Origin of the sequence: Paracoccus sp. pheM1, from assembly GCF_018499825.1 — a bacterium.
In the GTDB taxonomy this organism is placed as follows: Bacteria; Pseudomonadota; Alphaproteobacteria; order Rhodobacterales; family Rhodobacteraceae; genus Paracoccus; species Paracoccus versutus.
Map to the genome: position 1 here is coordinate 633,256 of NZ_JAGXCX010000001.1, position 16,028 is coordinate 649,283.

Annotated in this window: 17 protein-coding genes; 5 read left to right on the forward strand and 12 right to left on the reverse strand. The window is 63.9% G+C overall.

Annotated elements, in window-relative coordinates; all coding sequences use genetic code 11:
• Nucleotides 1-68: 68 nt before the first annotated feature.
• Both KF941_RS03150 and gabD read left to right on the forward strand, forming a co-directional pair.
• Nucleotides 69-1,610, forward strand: coding sequence for a PucR family transcriptional regulator (locus KF941_RS03150; RefSeq protein WP_116222270.1), 1,542 nt, complete (start codon nucleotides 69-71; stop codon nucleotides 1,608-1,610).
• 4 nt (nucleotides 1,611-1,614) lie between these two features.
• A complete protein-coding gene (gabD, locus tag KF941_RS03155; RefSeq protein ID WP_116222271.1) occupies nucleotides 1,615-3,063 on the forward strand; it encodes an NADP-dependent succinate-semialdehyde dehydrogenase in 1,449 nt (482 codons plus the stop codon).
• 454 nt (nucleotides 3,064-3,517) lie between these two features.
• Here the strand turns inward: gabD and KF941_RS03160 are convergent, their stop codons facing one another.
• Both KF941_RS03160 and KF941_RS03165 read right to left on the reverse strand, forming a co-directional pair.
• Nucleotides 3,518-3,916: an Ivy family c-type lysozyme inhibitor gene (locus tag KF941_RS03160; RefSeq protein ID WP_116222272.1), complete on the reverse strand. Its 399-nt coding sequence runs from the start codon at nucleotides 3,914-3,916 to the stop codon at nucleotides 3,518-3,520.
• Nucleotides 3,917-3,935: 19 nt separating this feature from the next.
• Nucleotides 3,936-4,898, reverse strand: a complete 963-nt coding sequence (locus tag KF941_RS03165; protein WP_116222273.1) for a GlxA family transcriptional regulator — start codon at nucleotides 4,896-4,898, stop codon at nucleotides 3,936-3,938.
• Between the two features lie 94 nt (nucleotides 4,899-4,992).
• Here KF941_RS03165 and KF941_RS03170 point away from each other — a divergent pair, with 94 nt between their 5' ends.
• Entirely contained in the window at nucleotides 4,993-5,535 is a 543-nt protein-coding gene (locus tag KF941_RS03170; protein WP_116222460.1) for a cysteine hydrolase family protein, read from the forward strand.
• A 155-nt stretch (nucleotides 5,536-5,690) separates the two neighbouring features.
• Nucleotides 5,691-6,434, forward strand: a complete 744-nt coding sequence (locus tag KF941_RS03175; protein WP_116222274.1) for an MBL fold metallo-hydrolase — start codon at nucleotides 5,691-5,693, stop codon at nucleotides 6,432-6,434.
• A 67-nt stretch (nucleotides 6,435-6,501) separates the two neighbouring features.
• On the opposite strand, the gene KF941_RS03180 is transcribed toward KF941_RS03175, so the two are convergent.
• Nucleotides 6,502-6,660 (reverse strand): hypothetical protein, encoded by a 159-nt coding sequence (locus KF941_RS03180; RefSeq protein ID WP_166435546.1) that lies wholly within the window; start codon nucleotides 6,658-6,660, stop codon nucleotides 6,502-6,504.
• Nucleotides 6,657-7,058, reverse strand: coding sequence for an ATP-binding cassette domain-containing protein (locus tag KF941_RS03185; RefSeq protein ID WP_240540203.1), 402 nt, complete (start codon nucleotides 7,056-7,058; stop codon nucleotides 6,657-6,659). The genes KF941_RS03180 and KF941_RS03185 overlap by 4 nt, the downstream gene beginning before the upstream one ends.
• A gap of 447 nt (nucleotides 7,059-7,505) precedes the next feature.
• Here KF941_RS03185 and KF941_RS03190 point away from each other — a divergent pair, with 447 nt between their 5' ends.
• Nucleotides 7,506-8,060, forward strand: coding sequence for a prepilin-type N-terminal cleavage/methylation domain-containing protein (locus KF941_RS03190; protein WP_116222276.1), 555 nt, complete (start codon nucleotides 7,506-7,508; stop codon nucleotides 8,058-8,060).
• A 415-nt stretch (nucleotides 8,061-8,475) separates the two neighbouring features.
• Here KF941_RS03190 and KF941_RS03195 read toward each other — a convergent pair whose 3' ends face one another.
• From KF941_RS03195 to KF941_RS03230, 8 genes are all read right to left on the reverse strand, one after another.
• The gene (locus tag KF941_RS03195) at nucleotides 8,476-8,784 is read right to left on the reverse strand and encodes a hypothetical protein (RefSeq protein ID WP_116222277.1); all 309 of its coding nucleotides are present in this window, start codon (nucleotides 8,782-8,784) and stop codon (nucleotides 8,476-8,478) included.
• A 321-nt stretch (nucleotides 8,785-9,105) separates the two neighbouring features.
• Complete coding sequence (locus KF941_RS03200; RefSeq protein ID WP_116222278.1) at nucleotides 9,106-10,023, reverse strand: hypothetical protein; 918 nt, start codon at nucleotides 10,021-10,023, stop codon at nucleotides 9,106-9,108.
• A complete protein-coding gene (locus tag KF941_RS03205; RefSeq protein ID WP_116222279.1) occupies nucleotides 10,020-10,223 on the reverse strand; it encodes a hypothetical protein in 204 nt (67 codons plus the stop codon). Before KF941_RS03205 ends, KF941_RS03200 begins: the two co-directional genes overlap by 4 nt.
• Nucleotides 10,216-10,623 (reverse strand): hypothetical protein, encoded by a 408-nt coding sequence (locus tag KF941_RS03210; RefSeq protein WP_116222280.1) that lies wholly within the window; start codon nucleotides 10,621-10,623, stop codon nucleotides 10,216-10,218. The genes KF941_RS03205 and KF941_RS03210 overlap by 8 nt, the downstream gene beginning before the upstream one ends.
• A 1-nt stretch (nucleotide 10,624) precedes the next feature.
• Entirely contained in the window at nucleotides 10,625-11,443 is an 819-nt protein-coding gene (locus KF941_RS03215; RefSeq protein WP_116222281.1) for a metallophosphoesterase, read from the reverse strand.
• Nucleotide 11,444: 1 nt separating this feature from the next.
• Nucleotides 11,445-11,918 carry a DUF6634 family protein gene (locus KF941_RS03220; protein WP_214272524.1) on the reverse strand — a complete coding sequence of 158 codons (474 nt, stop codon included), beginning with the start codon at nucleotides 11,916-11,918 and terminating at the stop codon, nucleotides 11,445-11,447.
• A gap of 102 nt (nucleotides 11,919-12,020) precedes the next feature.
• Nucleotides 12,021-13,115, reverse strand: a complete 1,095-nt coding sequence (locus tag KF941_RS03225; RefSeq protein ID WP_116222283.1) for an AAA family ATPase — start codon at nucleotides 13,113-13,115, stop codon at nucleotides 12,021-12,023.
• A gap of 570 nt (nucleotides 13,116-13,685) precedes the next feature.
• On the reverse strand, nucleotides 13,686-15,950 hold the full coding sequence (locus tag KF941_RS03230; RefSeq protein WP_036759779.1) for an adenosylcobalamin-dependent ribonucleoside-diphosphate reductase: 2,265 nt from the start codon (nucleotides 15,948-15,950) through the stop codon (nucleotides 13,686-13,688).
• Nucleotides 15,951-16,028: the final 78 nt, after the last annotated feature.

Here is a 16,028-nt window from a genome sequence, read left to right on the forward strand (position 1 = left end):
GGTCTGCCTTGTCGTGCAGATGGCGATAGACTGCGTTCAGGATCAGCCACAGCAATCGGGTCTCAATCATGTCGCTTCGCATCGTGGATATCGTCAACATGCCGGAACTGCGCACACGTTTTATCGGTGGCGAGACCGGCCAGGAACGGCAGGTGCAATGGGCGCATGTCTGCGAATTGGCGGATCCGACCGAATGGCTGGGCAAGGGCGACCTGCTGATGACGACCGGCATGGGCGTGCCGAAAGGCCGGGCCGGTCAGGCCGCCTATGTTCAGCGGCTGTCCGATGCGGGCCTTGCGGGAATGATGATCGGTGAAAACATGCGGGGTCCCAAGGATATGACCGCGCTGCAGGCAAGCGCCGACCGTTTGGGCTTTCCGGTGCTGCTGACCGAATATGGCGTCCCCTTCGCCAGCGTGACCCGAGCGGTCGCCGACGCCTGGCGGTCGCGCGAAAACGACCGCCGGGCGGCATTTGCGCGTCTGCACGTCAGTGCCCGCATGGCGATAGAAGGCCATGATCTGGCTGCGCTTCTGGGCCGGCTGGCGCAGGATGTTCAGGCGGACCTGATGCTGTGGGACGGTCAGGCGGCGGCGCTGTGGCTGCCGCGGGGTGCTGAACTGCCTGCGGGCCTGCGCCAAATACTGAACAAACCCCTTGAGCGCGGCACGGCGCAGGCCGCCATCCGCCGCTTTCCCCTGGACGAGGGAGAAGTGCTGGCGATCTCGATTCCATCCCGGAAGGATCACGTCCTTCTGGCAAGGCGCTCGGACGGCGACTTGCTCGACTACAGCCTGATGAGCCATCTGGCTTCGGTTTTGGGGATCGCGCTGGAACATCGCCATGTCGAACACGAGCGGAGCTTTCGCCAGAACGCCGAATTGCTGAAGGAGATCGTGGGCCAAAAGGTCAAGGCCGGAACGCTGACCCGGCGTCTGAACGCCTGCGGCCTGTCGCTGGACGCGGCGATCCTGGGCGTCGCACGCGCCGACCCGCTGCCGCTGACGGAATGGGCGCGGCGGTTCGAGCGGCTGGAAACGCCCCTTCTGCTGTTGCCACGCGGGCAGGAGGTTCTGGTTCTGCTCTCGTCCGAGGATGCGGGGGCCGTGCAGGCCATCCTTGGCGTGCCGCTGGGGCTCAGCGATTCTGTCGACAGCGCGGACCGCATGACCGAGGCTCTGCGCGAGGCGCGCCTGGCGTCTGCCCACGGCACACCCGAGCGACTGGTCGTCCATCATGCGCAGATCGCCGACCGCCTGCCCTGGCTGCCCCAGTCCATCGAAGAGGCACGGGATACCTTTCGCCGTATTCTGGGGCCGGTCGCAGCCCATGATGAGCAATCGAACGCCCGCTTGCTGCATACATTGCGTGTGTTTCTGGAACATAACCGTTCTTGGCAGGCGGCAGCGAACGTTCTGCATATCCACAAGACCAGCCTGACCTATCGCATCCGCCGGGTCGAGGAACTGACCGGGCGCTCGCTCAGCAGCACGGCGGACGTGGCCGCGCTGTGGCTGGCGCTGCAGGCGGCCGACATCCTCGGGCTGCCCGACCCCTCCGATGGTGAGGGCCACGGGCCGGGCGCCCGATCGCAGCATGATAAGGATTGAACCGATGACTCACCCCTTGCTTCTTCGCCAGAAAGCCTATGTCGATGGCCAATGGGTTGACGCTCCCGATGGCCGGACGGACCTGATCCGCAACCCGGCGACAGATGAGGTGGTGGGCCGGGTCCCCGTGCTCGGCGCCGATGAAACCCGCGCCGCGATTGCCGCGGCAGAGCGCGCCTTGTCTGCGTGGCGTGCGCTGACGGCAAAGGATCGTGCGGCATTTCTGCGGCGCTGGTTCGAACTGGTGCTGGCACATCAGGAAGATCTGGCGCTGCTGATGGTGGCCGAGCAGGGCAAGCCGCTGGCAGAGGCGCGGGGCGAAATCCAGTATGCCGCCTCCTTCATCGAATGGTTCGCTGAAGAGGCCAAGCGGACTTATGGCGATATCATCCCTTCGCCACAGGCCGACAAGCGCATCCTGGTGCTGAAGCAACCCATCGGCGTCACGGCGGCGATCACGCCCTGGAATTTCCCATCGGCCATGGTGACGCGCAAGGCGGCGCCGGCATTAGCCGCAGGCTGCACGATGGTCCTGAAACCCGCGCCGCAGACACCGTTCTCGGCGCTGGCGCTGGCGGAACTGGCGCATCAGGCGGGAATCCCTGCGGGCGTTTTCAACGTGGTGACAGGCGATGCGGTCGCCATCGGGGGCGAATTGACCAGCAACCCGATCGTGCGCAAGCTGTCCTTCACAGGCTCGACCGGCGTCGGCCGGATGCTGATGGCGCAATGTGCGCATGACGTGAAAAAGCTGTCGCTGGAACTGGGCGGCAACGCGCCGTTCATCGTCTTTGACGATGCCGATCTGGATGCCGCAGTGGCCGGGGCGATGATCTCGAAATACCGGAACAACGGGCAAACCTGCGTCTGCGCCAATCGCATCTATGTGCAGGACGGTATTTACGATGCCTTCGCCGAAAGGCTGGCCGAGGCCGTCAAGACATTCCGCGTCGGAAACGGCTTGGAGGAGGGTGTCACCATGGGCCCGCTGATCGACGCCGCCGCACTGGCCAAGATACGCTCGCATATAGACGATGCCGTGTCGCGCGGTGCCTCGGTTCTGACCGGGGGACAGCCGCACGCGCTTGGCGGCACCTTCTTTGAGCCGACCATCCTGACCAACGTGCCGCGCGATGCCGTCGTTGCACGCGAGGAGACTTTCGGCCCGCTCGCCCCGTTGTTCCGGTTCCGTGACGAAGCCGAGGTCGTGACCTGCGCCAACGATACGGAATTCGGGCTGGCGGCCTATTTCTACACGCGCGATCTGGCGCGCATCTTCCGCGTTTCCGAAGCCTTGGAATACGGCATGGTCGGAATAAATTCCGGCGCCATCTCGAACGAAGTGGCGCCGTTCGGAGGCGTCAAGGCGTCAGGCCTCGGGCGGGAAGGGTCAAAATATGGGATCGAGGATTATCTGGAGATAAAGTATCTCAACCTTGGGGGACTGGGATAAGCCGTGATCCTCCGATTTCGGCGTAAGAATACGAGACCATTCCTGTCACAAGCCATACTGGCGTGACCGTTCAAAGCTTTCGGCCCTCATCGTCCAGAAATGGAATTACCTTGGCCTGCGTCCAAAAGGTCGGCGGCAGCGTATTTTCTTCCACAAGGTAGGGGTGCCCGCAACGGATTGCATGGTCCTGTGGCTACGCGGTGCTGGAGCGGTCGGTTCGCGGAGAACCACTGCACCGTCAGCCCTGCCGGCCTGCGCGCCTTTGCGTAAGAGAACGGCTATCCTAGACCGGCTGCTGACGCCGGACTATGGGAAGGCCGGACAATTGCCCGATTATGGGAATGCGGGCCGTCTGGGGGCAGGCCGGGTTTGGCTTGCGGACCCAACCCGGTTTCCAGCTTACGAGATTCCCCTGTATCGCCGCCCTCGCTCTATGCGAGGGCGGCGATGGAGATCACTGGCGATGGGCGTCGATCAGGACCGATCTTGCTGCCTCAGGTATCTGGCCCAGAACGGTGATGGCCTGATCCGAACAGGTATGTGCGCGGCAGGTCGAATAAAGCTGCCAAGGCTGTCCGGCGATCTCCCGGATGAAACCGGGCCCCTCGACCCCGCTCTTCGTGACGACGAAGTCGACCCATTTGTCTTGTCCCGCGATCAGCCGGTCAATTTGAGGCCGGATACCGGCAGAGTTTGTGACGTCATGGAATCTTCCGATGTCCGTCGTGCCGCCCGGGGCACCGTTGCAGTAATACGGGTTCTGTTCGGCCGGATAGCAGATACCGGCGGCGTCGAGCTGCTTCGCTACAGCTTCGGCCTCATCCCGGCTGCGCCGTCCGGCCATATCGGCCATAGCCACTGAGCGCATCGGTTCAGGCGTGGAACCTTTGCCGATACTCGCCCGGCGGCAGGCCGACGATGCGCAGGAAGACCTTGCGAAAGGCGCCGGGGTCGGAATAGCCGACCTCCCAGGCGATGCGCTCGATGGGTTGCTGGCCGAATTGCAGCAGTTCCTGCGCCTTGGCCACCCGCAGGCGTTGCGCGTAATCGGTCGCGGTCAGCCCGGTCGCTTTCTGGAAGCGCCGCAGGAAGGTGCGGGGCTCCAGCCCGGCCTCGGTGGCCAGGACGGCAAGGCGGGCCTCCTTGCCCTCGCTGGCCTGCAAGGTGTGCTGCGCTTTCAGTATCGCCGCGTCGCCGTGGGTCAGCCGGGGCACGAAGCCGCTGTAATAGCGCTGCTCGCGCCCCGGCGGATCGACCAGCAGCATCCGGGCGGTTTCCGCCATGACCACGGGACCGAGGAAGCGGGCCACCAGCATCAGCCCCAGGTCCGTCCACGACATCAGCCCACCGGCCGAGATGATGTCGCCGCCGTCGATCATCAGCCGGTCCGTATCCACCCGCGCGTCGGGAAAACGGTCCTGCAGGGCCTGCGCATAGGTCCAATGCGTGGTCACGGCGCGCCCGGCCAGAAGCCCGGTTTCCCCCAGCAGAAAGGCGCCGGCGCAGACCGAGGCGAGCATCGCCCCCTCGGCATGGCGGTCGCATAGCCAGCGGGCGAGCGGGGCGGCGGCCTCGGCGCTGATCGGCGGCTCCAGCGAGGGCGGCAGGATCAGGACGTCGCAGGGGGCGGCCTTGCGCGCGGGCGCCTGCGGATCGCTGTCGAATACGACCTGCGCCGATGCGCCGTCTTCCACGCGAAGGTGGAAGACCCGCAACCGGCGCTCCTCCCGAGAGATCCTGGCCGCAATGCGAAACAGATCAGTCAATCCCACGACGGCCGAGAGCTGCGCGCCGGGATAGAGCAGGATTCCGATCCTGGCCTCTGGATTGTCCATATCGCCCCTGTTTCTGTCGGTTGCGCCAATGGCCGCAACTGTCGCCGAGGACCATATCCGGGACAAGCATCAATCCGCACCGAAAGGACAGAACATGTCGAAACGCGCCATTCTCGTCGTCGATCTTCAGAACGAATACTGGCCGCAGGGCAATTTCCCCCTTGTGGGGATCGAGGCCGCCACCGCCAACGCCGCCCGCGTCGTCGCCCATGCCCGCGACAAGGGCGATCTGGTGGTGAACATCCGTCACGAGATGCCCGGCGGGCCGATCTTCGTGCCCGGCAGCGACGGCGCGCAGATCAACGATGCCGTCCTGCCACAGGGCGATGAACCGGTCGTCACCAAGAATTTCCCGAACTCGTTCCGCGAGACCGGGCTGGACGAAATGCTGAAGGACAAGGGCATCGAGGAGGTCGTGGTGATTGGCGCCATGAGCCACATGTGCGTGGATGCGACGGTGCGGGCGGCCAATGACCTGGGCTATCAGACCACCACCATCCACGACGCCTGCGCCACCCGCGACCTGGAGTTCGACGGCGTAACCACCCCCGCCGCACAGGTCCATGCCGCCTATATGGCCGCGCTGGCTTTCCTTTATGGCGAGGTCACCGGCACCGACGCGTTCATCGCCCGCTGAACCGGCATCGAGGAAAGGAGTTCCATCATGACCACACGCAGGCAGCTTTTCGCCCTGTCCGGCGCGGCCTTGGCCGCAACCGCCCTGGCCGGCCATGCGCAAGAGGCCGGCGCCTCCCGGCCGGGGGCGAGGACCACCCAGATCGCAACGCCACGCTGCATGTCGACTATGCCGGCACCCGCTTCCTGGTCGATCCGATGCTGTCGGACCGCCATGCCTGGCCGGGCTTTGAAGGATCGGTGAACAGCGAGGAGCGCAACCCGCTGGTGCATCTGCCGCTGACGATGGACGAGATCCTCGACGTGGACGCGGTGATCGTGACCCATCTGCACGAAGACCACTGGGACGAGGCCGCCCGCAACCTGGTGCCGAAAGCGATCCCCCTGTTTGCGCAGAACGAGGCGGATGCGGAAACCATCCGCGGCCAGGGTTTCACCGATGTGCGGGTGCTGTCGGACAGTTCCAGCTTCAACGGCGTTCAGCTCATCAAGACCGGCGGCCGCCACGGAACCGAGGCGCATTATGTGGTAATCGGCGATCTTCTCGGCGAGGCCTGCGGTGTCGTGTTCAGGCAGGAAGGCCAGAAGACCATCTACCTCGCCGGCGACACGATCTGGCAGGACGATGTGGCGGCCGCCCTGGACACCCATCGGCCGGACGTGGCGATCCTGAACACCGGCTATGCCATGATCACCGGCATCGACGGCGGCATCATCATGGGAACGCAGGATGTGCTCTCCGTCCATCAGGCCGCTTCCGAAGCCCTTTTGATCGCCAGCCATATGGAGGCGGTGAACCACTGCACCGTCAGCCGCGCCGATCTGCGCGCCTTTGCGCAGGAGAACGGCTTCCTGGACCGGCTGCTGACGCCGGGCGATGGGGAAACCGTCACCCTGTAAGCCCGTTTCGCCCGCGGGTCGGATCCCCGTAGGCGAAGCGATCCATTGCAGAGCCCGGACACGGGTCTCAGCCGGCGGCACGACCCGGCGCGGCAGGAACCGTGCGGACACCGCCGAAGCTGTTGAGCAGAAGGGCCGCGATTACCAGCGCCACGCCCGCCACCTCCCACGGGCTGGGGATCTGTCCGCCGATCAGCGCGATGGTAAAGGCGGTCGCCGGAATCAATAGGCGGTGTCGCGGTAATGGATCGCGGTGACCTCGCCCGCCAGCCCCACACGTTCCAGCGCTGCCAGGGTGCGGCGGTCGCGGTCGGGCTGGGCGACCCCGGCCATTTCCAGCGGAAAGGCGACATTGCCCGCCACCGTCAGATGCGGCCACAATGCGTAATCCTGAAACACCATGCCAAGGCCGCGCTTTTCCGGGGGCAGGAACAGGCCCGGCCCGGCGACCGGGCGACCGTCAATCGCAACCTCGCCTGCCGTGGAGGCCACAAGCCCGGCCACCAGCCGCAGAAGTGTGGTCTTGCCACAACCCGACGGCCCCAGTAGCGCCAGCGTTTGGCCTGCGTCCAGCGAAAGGTCGATCCCGCGCAGGATCTGCGCCTTGCCATAGGACGGCCGCAATGGCCGAGGAAGAATGAGAAACAGTCACAGAAGCGCGCGATCCCTTGGGTCTGTCCAGCGCCTCGTAAAGCGAATTCATGTCAGGCTTATGACGCGGCGCGCCGGATCAGAAGGAATCCAGCCTCTGGTCGGATGGGCACTTCAGAGGCCGGACCGGCTTGGCGTCAGGACTTCGCCTCCCAGCCAGAACAAGACGGTTACGACGAGGGTGACAGTCGAGAGGAAGAGTGTCGGGTATGTGTCGTGGCGGCAGGTTATCCACATTTTCAGGATTGCACTGCGCGATCGCCGGTAGGGATTTCCATCGCCTCTCTATATAATCACGGAGGACTAAACCCTCCTCCGAGGCGGAAACATGAAAGCCAACAAGCGTATTTACTATAACATGCCTCAGCATGAAGCGATGACGCAAAAATTCTCGGGGCTGTCTTCGACAAAGAGGTCGACATGAGCGATGGAGCAGGGCAACCACTGACGACACCGGTTATCCGGATGCGGGGGGCCAGAGCGCGTAAAGGCGTTCTCAAGCGGCGGACCAAAGGATTCACGCTGATCGAGATCACACTGGTCATCGCGATCGGGCTCGGCCTGATCGTGGGAGGGCTCCTGTATTTTCAGAAGCTCTCCCGCGACAACGAGATGCGCGACGCCCTCACCAGGATCGGCATGATCCGGGCGGAGGTTGCCGCGCAATATGCGGGGACGGCCAGGAGAAACTGGCTGATCTTGAATACGGACGCGGCCAGCCCGCTGGAAACATCCGTATTCGCCGGCAGGTCCGGGCTGCCGGCCTCCGCTTTCCGAGGAATGCGACTCCGCTCGGGCGACATCATTGAGCTATACCGCATCGAGCTGACCGATCTCGAGCCGCAGCTGTGCCGGATGCTTGCCGGAAACACCTCCCGTCTCGGCAACTTCCGGTTCCGGGGATGCGCCATCACCGATGGGAAGGGCATGTTCTATGTGTCCTACGGAAGCAGGGAGGTAGGGCAGGGAGGCTGATGGTGATCCCCGGCACCTGGTTCAATTGAATATCCTTCAACGTCACCAAAACCAGGCCCGGATACACCATTATTTTCAATAACAAGGATCAGTGCGGGGGATTGCTTGACCAGATCCAGGCTGGTCAAATGGCGCCTTTCTCCATCGGATGGAACTCGAGCGATCTTTGTTATAGCAATCAACCCACAATTTCCATGATGCGGAATGGGTATGATAATCTCGATGAACCGCTGTCAGGCGTCAGGGGTTGAGCGACGGTTCATGATAAAAAGGGTGCGGTGGCATCATCGTGGGCACGCAGGATGTGCTCTCCTTCCATTGGGTCGCTCCCGAAGCACTTTTGCGGGTGGCGATCGGCAATCCCTGCCGTGGGATGCTAACGACTGGCGACGGATGAAACGAGGCGTTTCAGGGTTTACAATGAGGGTGAGAGATCATGGACCGGTCCCAGACGGTCAGATACTTCTTTCGTCCAGATGTGATCGTCGACACATTCCCGGACCATTTCCATGAACATCTCCTCCTTCCGCTGATCGCAGACCAGGTAAAGGATTTCCTCCAGGCTAAGCCTTGTAATCGCGGTGGCTATCCGGACATCCGCATCCGGCGCCGCCTCCCAGGCGATCCTCAACGCCCCCTGATTGTCCGCGGGTGAGCAATAGTCACGGATGCGTTCGAGTTCCTGGTGAAGCTGGTCGCTGAGCTTTTCTATCCGGGTGCGCATGGGGCGGTGTCCTCTGATGATCAGTATTTATCCCATGCTCAAACGAAAAGACAAAGCGGCGCTTAAATGAGACGTTCTTAAGCTTGATGATTCCGTGATATGATAAATTGTTTTGCGACCATCATTTTGTTATGATCGGCATGTCGGTCGATTTTATTTCTCACACCGCTGATGGTGGCAAACAGCTATTTTGATCAGAGTCGGTCCCAGCCGCCGCCGTTCTCCGATCCAGCGCTGACGGTGCCGCTTTTTGCGGCGGCTTCCGCCCTCAACTACGCGCTGATGTGATGGTCTTCGACGCGTATGACCGGCCTCCAGACCTCATTCCGAAAACTCCGGTCGGTCCGGGTATAGCCGGGTGACGACGGCCCTGCGCATGCGGATAGCGAGGCTGTCGTGAAAGATCTCCATCGCCCGCCTCCGCGCGGGCGGCGAGAGCCAGCCATCCGGCAGCCGCCAGTTCGAGAAGAACAGCCAGTCCAGTTCACGATTCCGCACGAAAACCAGCACCTGTTTCACCGATTCGCGGGTAAGTGGCAGGCAGATCACCAGGTCGGCGCCGAGTTCCGCGCGCAGCCCCTCCTGATGGGCCTCGCGCCGGATCAGCCCCTCCGTCACGTCCGCCTCGGAGATGGTCACCAGCCGGTCCAACTCGCGGCGGATATCCGCAGGCATTTCATCGATGGCCCGATCCAGCGCCAGCCGGAAGCGCGGATCGGCGGCGATGTCGAGGCGCCATTCCTGCGGATCCTCGCGCCACAGCACCGGCTCTGCGGCTGCGGTCCATTGGCCGGAACCGACCAGGCCAAGCGCGCGCAGCACCAGCAGCACCTCCGGGGCGGCCCAGGCCGGGCCGAGCCCATGCGCGGCCATGATGTTCGGCGGTGGCACGATCTCGTCCTCGCGCCGACCCCACCACTCGGCGGCCTCGGGGGATTCGCGCCCGTCCGGCAGCCTGTATGACAGCAGCCCGCATTGACTCGCGAGGCTGAGCACGGTGACGCAGATATCGTCCCATCTGGGCAGCACCTCCGGCAACCGGCGGCGGGCCAACGGTCTTGCGCCGCGCCCGGTCTCCTCCGCCCGGCCGAGGGCGATCAGAGCGTCACAGCCGAACTGATAAGCGGTGGTGAACATATGGTCCCATTCCCCGCCCTTGCGATCAAGGATGGGAAGGCTGGCTTCGATGAAGCGGATCACCGGGCCGGTCCAGACCGGCGGGTTTCGATCATTGCTCATGACCGGGCCTCCTCGTCCGGCGGGATGTCCGGAACGATATGGTTCAGGATATGAAGGGCGGCCTCGGGATCGCCCCTTTGGGCGCGGCGGCGCATCGTCGCCAGCGCGGCCCTGGCCCTGTCGGCGTCCGGCAGGCCATTCGGATCGATCATCCCGCGCATCGGGATGCGGGGCTTCCCGGCCTCGTCAAAGTCAACCATGCCGAACCGGCTCGATATATCGCCTGAATGCGACGACGACTGCCGCGTCATCATGGCCAAACCGTTGCGCCGGCGCGCAGCCGAAATCGACATGGGCGCGGGTCAGCCAGTAGGCCACTCTCAGATTGCTGATGCAAGCCGGTCTGAGCTTCAGGATGGCGCCGACCACATCGAAAATCCGGCCGTTCGCAACATCGAACTGGAATCGCGGCAACATGGTCCTGCCGTTCTGAACCAGGGTGATGACGGCGCCCTCGCGGACCATGGCCTGCAGGACGTCTTCCGGTTCCTCCGTTTCGATGCGCAACAGCGCGCAGGCCTGCGCCGCATCGATCAACTCGATGCTGGCAAGGAGGCGGTCCTCGACGCTGGCTTTGTCGGTGGAATTGTCTTGGGGCATCCTATTTCCCCTTGGGCACTGCCCGGTTCCGCATCTCGTCGAAGCTGAATCCGGCCGGCAGCGTGACCTCGCTGACGGAAAGATAGCCGCCGATGCATTCCGGGCAGATATGTCGGCCCTCCGGCAACCATCTGCGGATGGCCTCCCCCATGAGAACAATCGTCTCGTTCGTATCCGCGACGATGATCCGCCTGTTGCGCACCACGGCATGTCCGGAGACCAGCGACGGGTCGAGGATCCGGCCGCAGCCCGCGCACAGCACCGTGGGCCAGGCGCGGCCGGGTTCGACCTGGTCCCAAAGAGGATTGACCGGAAGTTTGGCAGCGCGGCGCAAGATTTCCGGCAGCGTGACCGGTCTGAAGTTCCAGACATCAACGCCTACGTTGACGCTGTTGCGGGAGCCTGACCAGTTCTGATGGACATGGCCGAACAGCTGCAGACCTTGATGCCGCGCGCCGGGCCAGGTGATCATCGGATAGTGGCAGAGAAACAGCCGCCGCTTGTCGACGACGATGTCGGCGGTCTCGGCGACGCTGTCCCAGGGCAGGTTGCAGACCCAGTCCTGGTCATGATTGCCCCGGATCAGGTGTTTGCGGCCCGGCAGGGCATGATAAATGGTGCGCACCTCACGCCGTTGCGCATCGGTTGATCTTCCCGCGGTGAAATCTCCCAGAATCCACAGATCGTCATCCGGCCCGACCCGTGCCCGGCACTCGGCCAGCAGGTGGGCATTCATCGCGGCCACGTCCGGGAACGGACGGTCGCAGAAGCCGATGATCCGGTCATGGCTGTAATGCGGATCGGCGGTGAACCAGTGCATGTCACTCCTCCTCCCCGGAGGCGGAACGGTCCGCCGCGTCGATCCCGCGCACCTGCGCGATATATGCGGTCAGAAGCTTCTGAAGCAGCTCCGGATCGTTGATGTTAGCGAATCCCGGCAGGGCGAACTGGAAGGAGCCCGCGAGCTTCGCCTTTCCGTTCATGGATTCAGCCAGTTCCGCCTCGAGGGCGTCGATGGATTGGCCGAGCCGATACCAGCGCGATGCGGTCCGGGCCCAGCCGGCCTCGGGATCGATCGCGATCAGCTGCGAGGTGTGGATGCTTGCATTGCCGAGGAGCGGGTGATCGGTCACCTCGCCCCACAACATCACATGCCCGCCGGGCGAAATCGCCGCCTTCCAGTCGGACAGGATCGGCGCATCCGCGAGATCTTCTTCGGTAGGCCCGGCCTCGACGGCGGCGATGGCGCGCAGCACCTTGTCGAACCATTCACGGTCGCTGGGCGAGAGTTTCATGATGATGTCTCCGTTTCGATGGCATGAAGGGAGGGGGCGTCTGCGGCGATGCCGCAGGCGCGTTGGATTCAGGGAAATAAGGAAAGGGCGTAGGTGCCACGCTCAGTGGAGCGGCGGCCTCTGTTCGAGATCAGCGGCGTTTTGCAACATGCGGGACGCAACCCGAAGGCTGGGACGATGCTGCTGCAGGGACGGGTGAGCGAGAACCTCGCAGATCGTCTCGATCGATGTCTCGGACAGGGCCCGCTTCTTGCCCTCGCGGCGCACAAAGCCGGACAGTTCCGCCACGGTCAGATGGCGCAGCCGGATCGGCGGGCAGCGGTTGAGCAGCGGTTCCGGCAGCCGCCGGTAGTCGTTGGAGGTCAGGATCCAGATGACCCAAGACATGTCAAATTTGACCTGGTAATAGGGGCAGCTCCAGCGCTTCGCGGTCATCGGTTCCAGCAAGGGCAACAATGCTTCAGCCAGGCCGAAGGTCTGACCCTTCATCGACTCCGGGGAACCGGCCTTTTCGATTTCGTCGATCACCATGATCGGATTGGCAACGCCGCTTTGCAGCACGGTTTCGATCAGGCGGCCCGGGTGGGAACCGCCCCAACCACGCTGAGAACCGACCACGCCAAAACTGGCGTTCTCGCCGGTCGCCTCGATCACGGTGGTGGGCGCGGCCAGCAGCTTCCCAAGAATCCGGCCCAAATAGCTTTTGCCGATGCCCGACGGGCCGGTGAGATTAAGCGACTCCACCTTGAGCCCCGGCAAGCCCTCGCGCATGGATCGGCGCATCCCGTGCCAGATGACCTCGGTGGCCGGCGCCATCCAAGGCATAGCTTCGTGAATGGCGGCGGCAATCTCATCGGCACGATGTTCACTGGGGATACTGATCAGCCGCGCGCCATCTTTCAGCACCTCCAGCCGCTCACGATCATCTTTCTTCAGATGCTCGAGGCCACTTGCGGCCTTGCGACGTTCAAAGATTCGGCGGGCCCGGCGACGGATCCGGTCCTGTTCCGGACCCGAGAGATTAACCTTCCAGAACGGGTCAGGGAGCGCATCGCATTCGTTTCCGAGATCTTCCGGCGGCAGGCCTGATCGCCGGCCGCGCAATCGTCGCAGATAGGTCTCGAACCGGGTTTCCAGGGCGCTGCGGGTGTCATTGAGGTTGAAAAACCTGGCTTCGGCGAATGGGATACGGGACATGGGGGGATTCCTTTTGGCAAAGCGGGACCGGTGGCCGGAAAGACCGGTCGTAGGAAATGGTGGCGATGATGATTGTCAGACGGCAGAGAGGATCAGGCGGGGCGCTGAAGCCCTCCGGTTGCCTACGGCCGCCTGCATAGATCACGGATCGAAAGATGAAGGGTGATCTGATTGGTCAGGAGGGCCAGGAATGGCGCGGATCGGGGACATGAGCGGACCTCCTTTCAGAGGCAAGACTGGGCTGGTCGGAAAAGCGGGCGCTTTTCCGGTGGTAATGGTGACAATACGTGAGGCTTCGGGGGCGGTAGGGCGGTGTGACCGGCTGCTGATCCCGGAGCGGGTGTCTGGACGATGCGGGCTCATACCCGGTTCGTCAACAGGTCCACGCCCTCATCAAGCCGACCTGGAGTGGTCGCTAAGCCTGAAAGAACAAAATCCATCAGGGTATTGATAAATATAATAAAAATAAGCACTGGAAAATCCAGGGCTCACTTTATGCTTGCAAAAAGGCTCAAAGAGTCCGGGTAAGGCTCATTTTATGCTTGGCCGCACACACCTATCAGCCGTCGGTCAGCCGCATTTCGAATGGCCGCAGGACGGGCAGGTCATGCAGCCCTCGATCATCCGCATGCCGTATTGGCCGCAGGCCGGGCAGGCGGGACCGCGCGGGCGCTCGCCCACGGCCATGACCTCGGCCTTGGGATCGGATTTCAGCCCCATGCCCTCGCCGGCCAGGAAGCCGGTGGCGACCATGTGGCGCTCGATCACCCCGCCGATGGCGGCGAGGATCGAGGGCACGTAGCGCCCCTCGATCCAGGCGCCGCCGCGCGGGTCGAACACCGCCTTCAGCTCCTCGACCACGAAACTCACGTCGCCGCCGCGCCGGAACACGGCCGAGATCATCCGCGTCAGCGCCACCGTCCAGGCGAAATGCTCCATGTTCTTCGAGTTGATGAACACCTCGAACGGCCGACGGTGGCCGGCCTGCACGATGTCGTTGATGGTGATGTAGATCGCATGCTCGCTGCCGGGGAACTTCAGCTTGTAGGTCGCGCCCTCCAGCGCCGCCGGGCGGTCCAGCGGCTCGGTCAGGTAGACCACGTCGGCGCCCTTGTCGGCCTGCGGCGCCTCCTCGGCCTTTTCGCTGACCGACAGGACCGAGCCGGTGACGTCGTTCGGGCGATAGGTGGTGCAGCCCTTGCAGCCCTTGTCCCAGGCGGCCAGGTAGACGTCCTTGAAATCCTCGAAGGAGATGTCCTCGGGGCAGTTGATGGTCTTGGAGATCGAGCTGTCCACCCATTCCTGCGCCGCCGCCTGCATGGCGACATGGTCCAGCGGCGCCAGGGTCTGGGCGTTGACGAAATACTCGGGCAGGGGGGCGTCCCCTTTCAGGTCGCGCCACATCTGCACGGCATAGTCCACGACCTCTTCCTCGGTGCGCGAGCCGTCCTTTTGCAGCACCTTGCGGGTATAGGCATAGGCAAAGACCGGCTCGATCCCCGAGCTGACATTGCCGGCGTAAAGGCTGATCGTCCCGGTCGGCGCGATCGAGGTCAGCAGCGCGTTGCGGATGCCGTGCTGCGCCACCGCCTCGCGCAGATCCGCATCCATGCGCTGCATGAAGCCCGAGGCCAGGTATTTCTGCGCGTCGAACAGCGGGAAGGCACCCTTTTCCTTGGCCAGGTCGACCGAGGCCAGATAGGCCGAGCGCGCGATAGCCTTCATCCAGACGCGAGTCTGCTCGACCGCGTCGGCGGCGCCATAGCGCAGGCCCAGCATCAGCAGGGCATCGGCCAGCCCGGTGACGCCCAGCCCGATGCGGCGCTTGGCCTGCGCCTCGGCCGCCTGCTGCGGCAGGGGGAATTTCGAGGCGTCGACCACGTTGTCCATCATCCGCACCGCGGTGCGGACCAGCTCGTCCAGCGCCTCGGGGTTCAGCCGGGCCTGGGGCGTGAAGGGCGCCTCGACCAGCCGGGCCAGGTTGACCGAGCCCAGAAGGCAGGCGCCATAGGGCGGCAGGGGCTGTTCGCCGCAGGGATTGGTCGCGGCGATCGTCTCGGCATAGGCCAGGTTGTTCTGCTGGTTGATGCGGTCGATGAAGATCACGCCCGGCTCGGCATAGTCATAGGTCGCGCGCATGATCCGGTTCCACAGGTCGCGCGCCCGCACGGTGTGATAGATCTTGCCGTCGAATTGCAGATCCCAGGGGCCGTCGGCCTTGACCGCCTGCATGAAGGCATCCGTGACCAGCACCGACAGGTTGAACATGCGCAGCCGGGCGCTGTCCTGCTTGGCCTCGATGAAGGCCTCGATATCGGGATGGTCGCAGCGCATGGTCGCCATCATCGCGCCGCGGCGCGAGCCTGCGGACATGATGGTGCGGCACATGGCGTCCCAGACATCCATGAAGGACAGCGGGCCCGAGGCGTCGGCGGCCACGCCCTTTACCTCGGCCCCGCGCGGGCGGATGGTGCTGAAGTCATAGCCGATGCCGCCGCCCTGCTGCATGGTCAGCGCGGCCTCTTTCAGCATGTCGAAGATGCCGGCCATGCTGTCGGGGATGGTGCCCATGACGAAGCAGTTGAACAGCGTCACCTCGCGCCCGGTGCCGGCGCCGGCCAGGATGCGGCCGGCGGGCAGGAACTTGAAATCCTCGAGCGCGGCATAGAAGCGGTCCTCCCACAGCGCCGGATCCTTCTCGACGCGGGCGAGGTCGCGGGCGACGCGGCGCCAGCTGTCCTCGACCGACAGGTCGATGGGCTGGCCGCCGCCGTCCTTGAGCCGGTATTTCATGTCCCAGATCTGTTCGGCGATAGGGGCTGAGAATCGGCTCATGGCGGGTGTCCTTGGCTTGGGGTCGGAAACGGGGCGAGCGGGTCTTATACAGCCGCGCGCGCCCGGTTAAAGTCGGAA

Bases quoted from the DNA above. Each gene is read 5' to 3' on its own strand.
- KF941_RS03150 (WP_116222270.1), top strand. From the start codon at position 69: ATGTCGCTTCGCATCGTGGATATCGTCAACATGCCGGAACTGCGCACA.
- gabD (WP_116222271.1), top strand. From the start codon at position 1,615: ATGACTCACCCCTTGCTTCTTCGCCAGAAAGCCTATGTCGATGGCCAA.
- KF941_RS03160 (WP_116222272.1), bottom strand. From the start codon at position 3,916: ATGGCCGATATGGCCGGACGGCGCAGCCGGGATGAGGCCGAAGCTGTA.
- KF941_RS03165 (WP_116222273.1), bottom strand. From the start codon at position 4,898: ATGGACAATCCAGAGGCCAGGATCGGAATCCTGCTCTATCCCGGCGCG.
- KF941_RS03170 (WP_116222460.1), top strand. From the start codon at position 4,993: ATGTCGAAACGCGCCATTCTCGTCGTCGATCTTCAGAACGAATACTGG.
- KF941_RS03190 (WP_116222276.1), top strand. From the start codon at position 7,506: ATGAGCGATGGAGCAGGGCAACCACTGACGACACCGGTTATCCGGATG.
- KF941_RS03195 (WP_116222277.1), bottom strand. From the start codon at position 8,784: ATGCGCACCCGGATAGAAAAGCTCAGCGACCAGCTTCACCAGGAACTC.
- KF941_RS03200 (WP_116222278.1), bottom strand. From the start codon at position 10,023: ATGAGCAATGATCGAAACCCGCCGGTCTGGACCGGCCCGGTGATCCGC.
- KF941_RS03205 (WP_116222279.1), bottom strand. From the start codon at position 10,223: ATGGTTGACTTTGACGAGGCCGGGAAGCCCCGCATCCCGATGCGCGGG.
- KF941_RS03210 (WP_116222280.1), bottom strand. From the start codon at position 10,623: ATGCCCCAAGACAATTCCACCGACAAAGCCAGCGTCGAGGACCGCCTC.
- KF941_RS03215 (WP_116222281.1), bottom strand. From the start codon at position 11,443: ATGCACTGGTTCACCGCCGATCCGCATTACAGCCATGACCGGATCATC.
- KF941_RS03220 (WP_214272524.1), bottom strand. From the start codon at position 11,918: ATGAAACTCTCGCCCAGCGACCGTGAATGGTTCGACAAGGTGCTGCGC.
- KF941_RS03225 (WP_116222283.1), bottom strand. From the start codon at position 13,115: ATGTCCCGTATCCCATTCGCCGAAGCCAGGTTTTTCAACCTCAATGAC.
- KF941_RS03230 (WP_036759779.1), bottom strand. From the start codon at position 15,950: ATGAGCCGATTCTCAGCCCCTATCGCCGAACAGATCTGGGACATGAAA.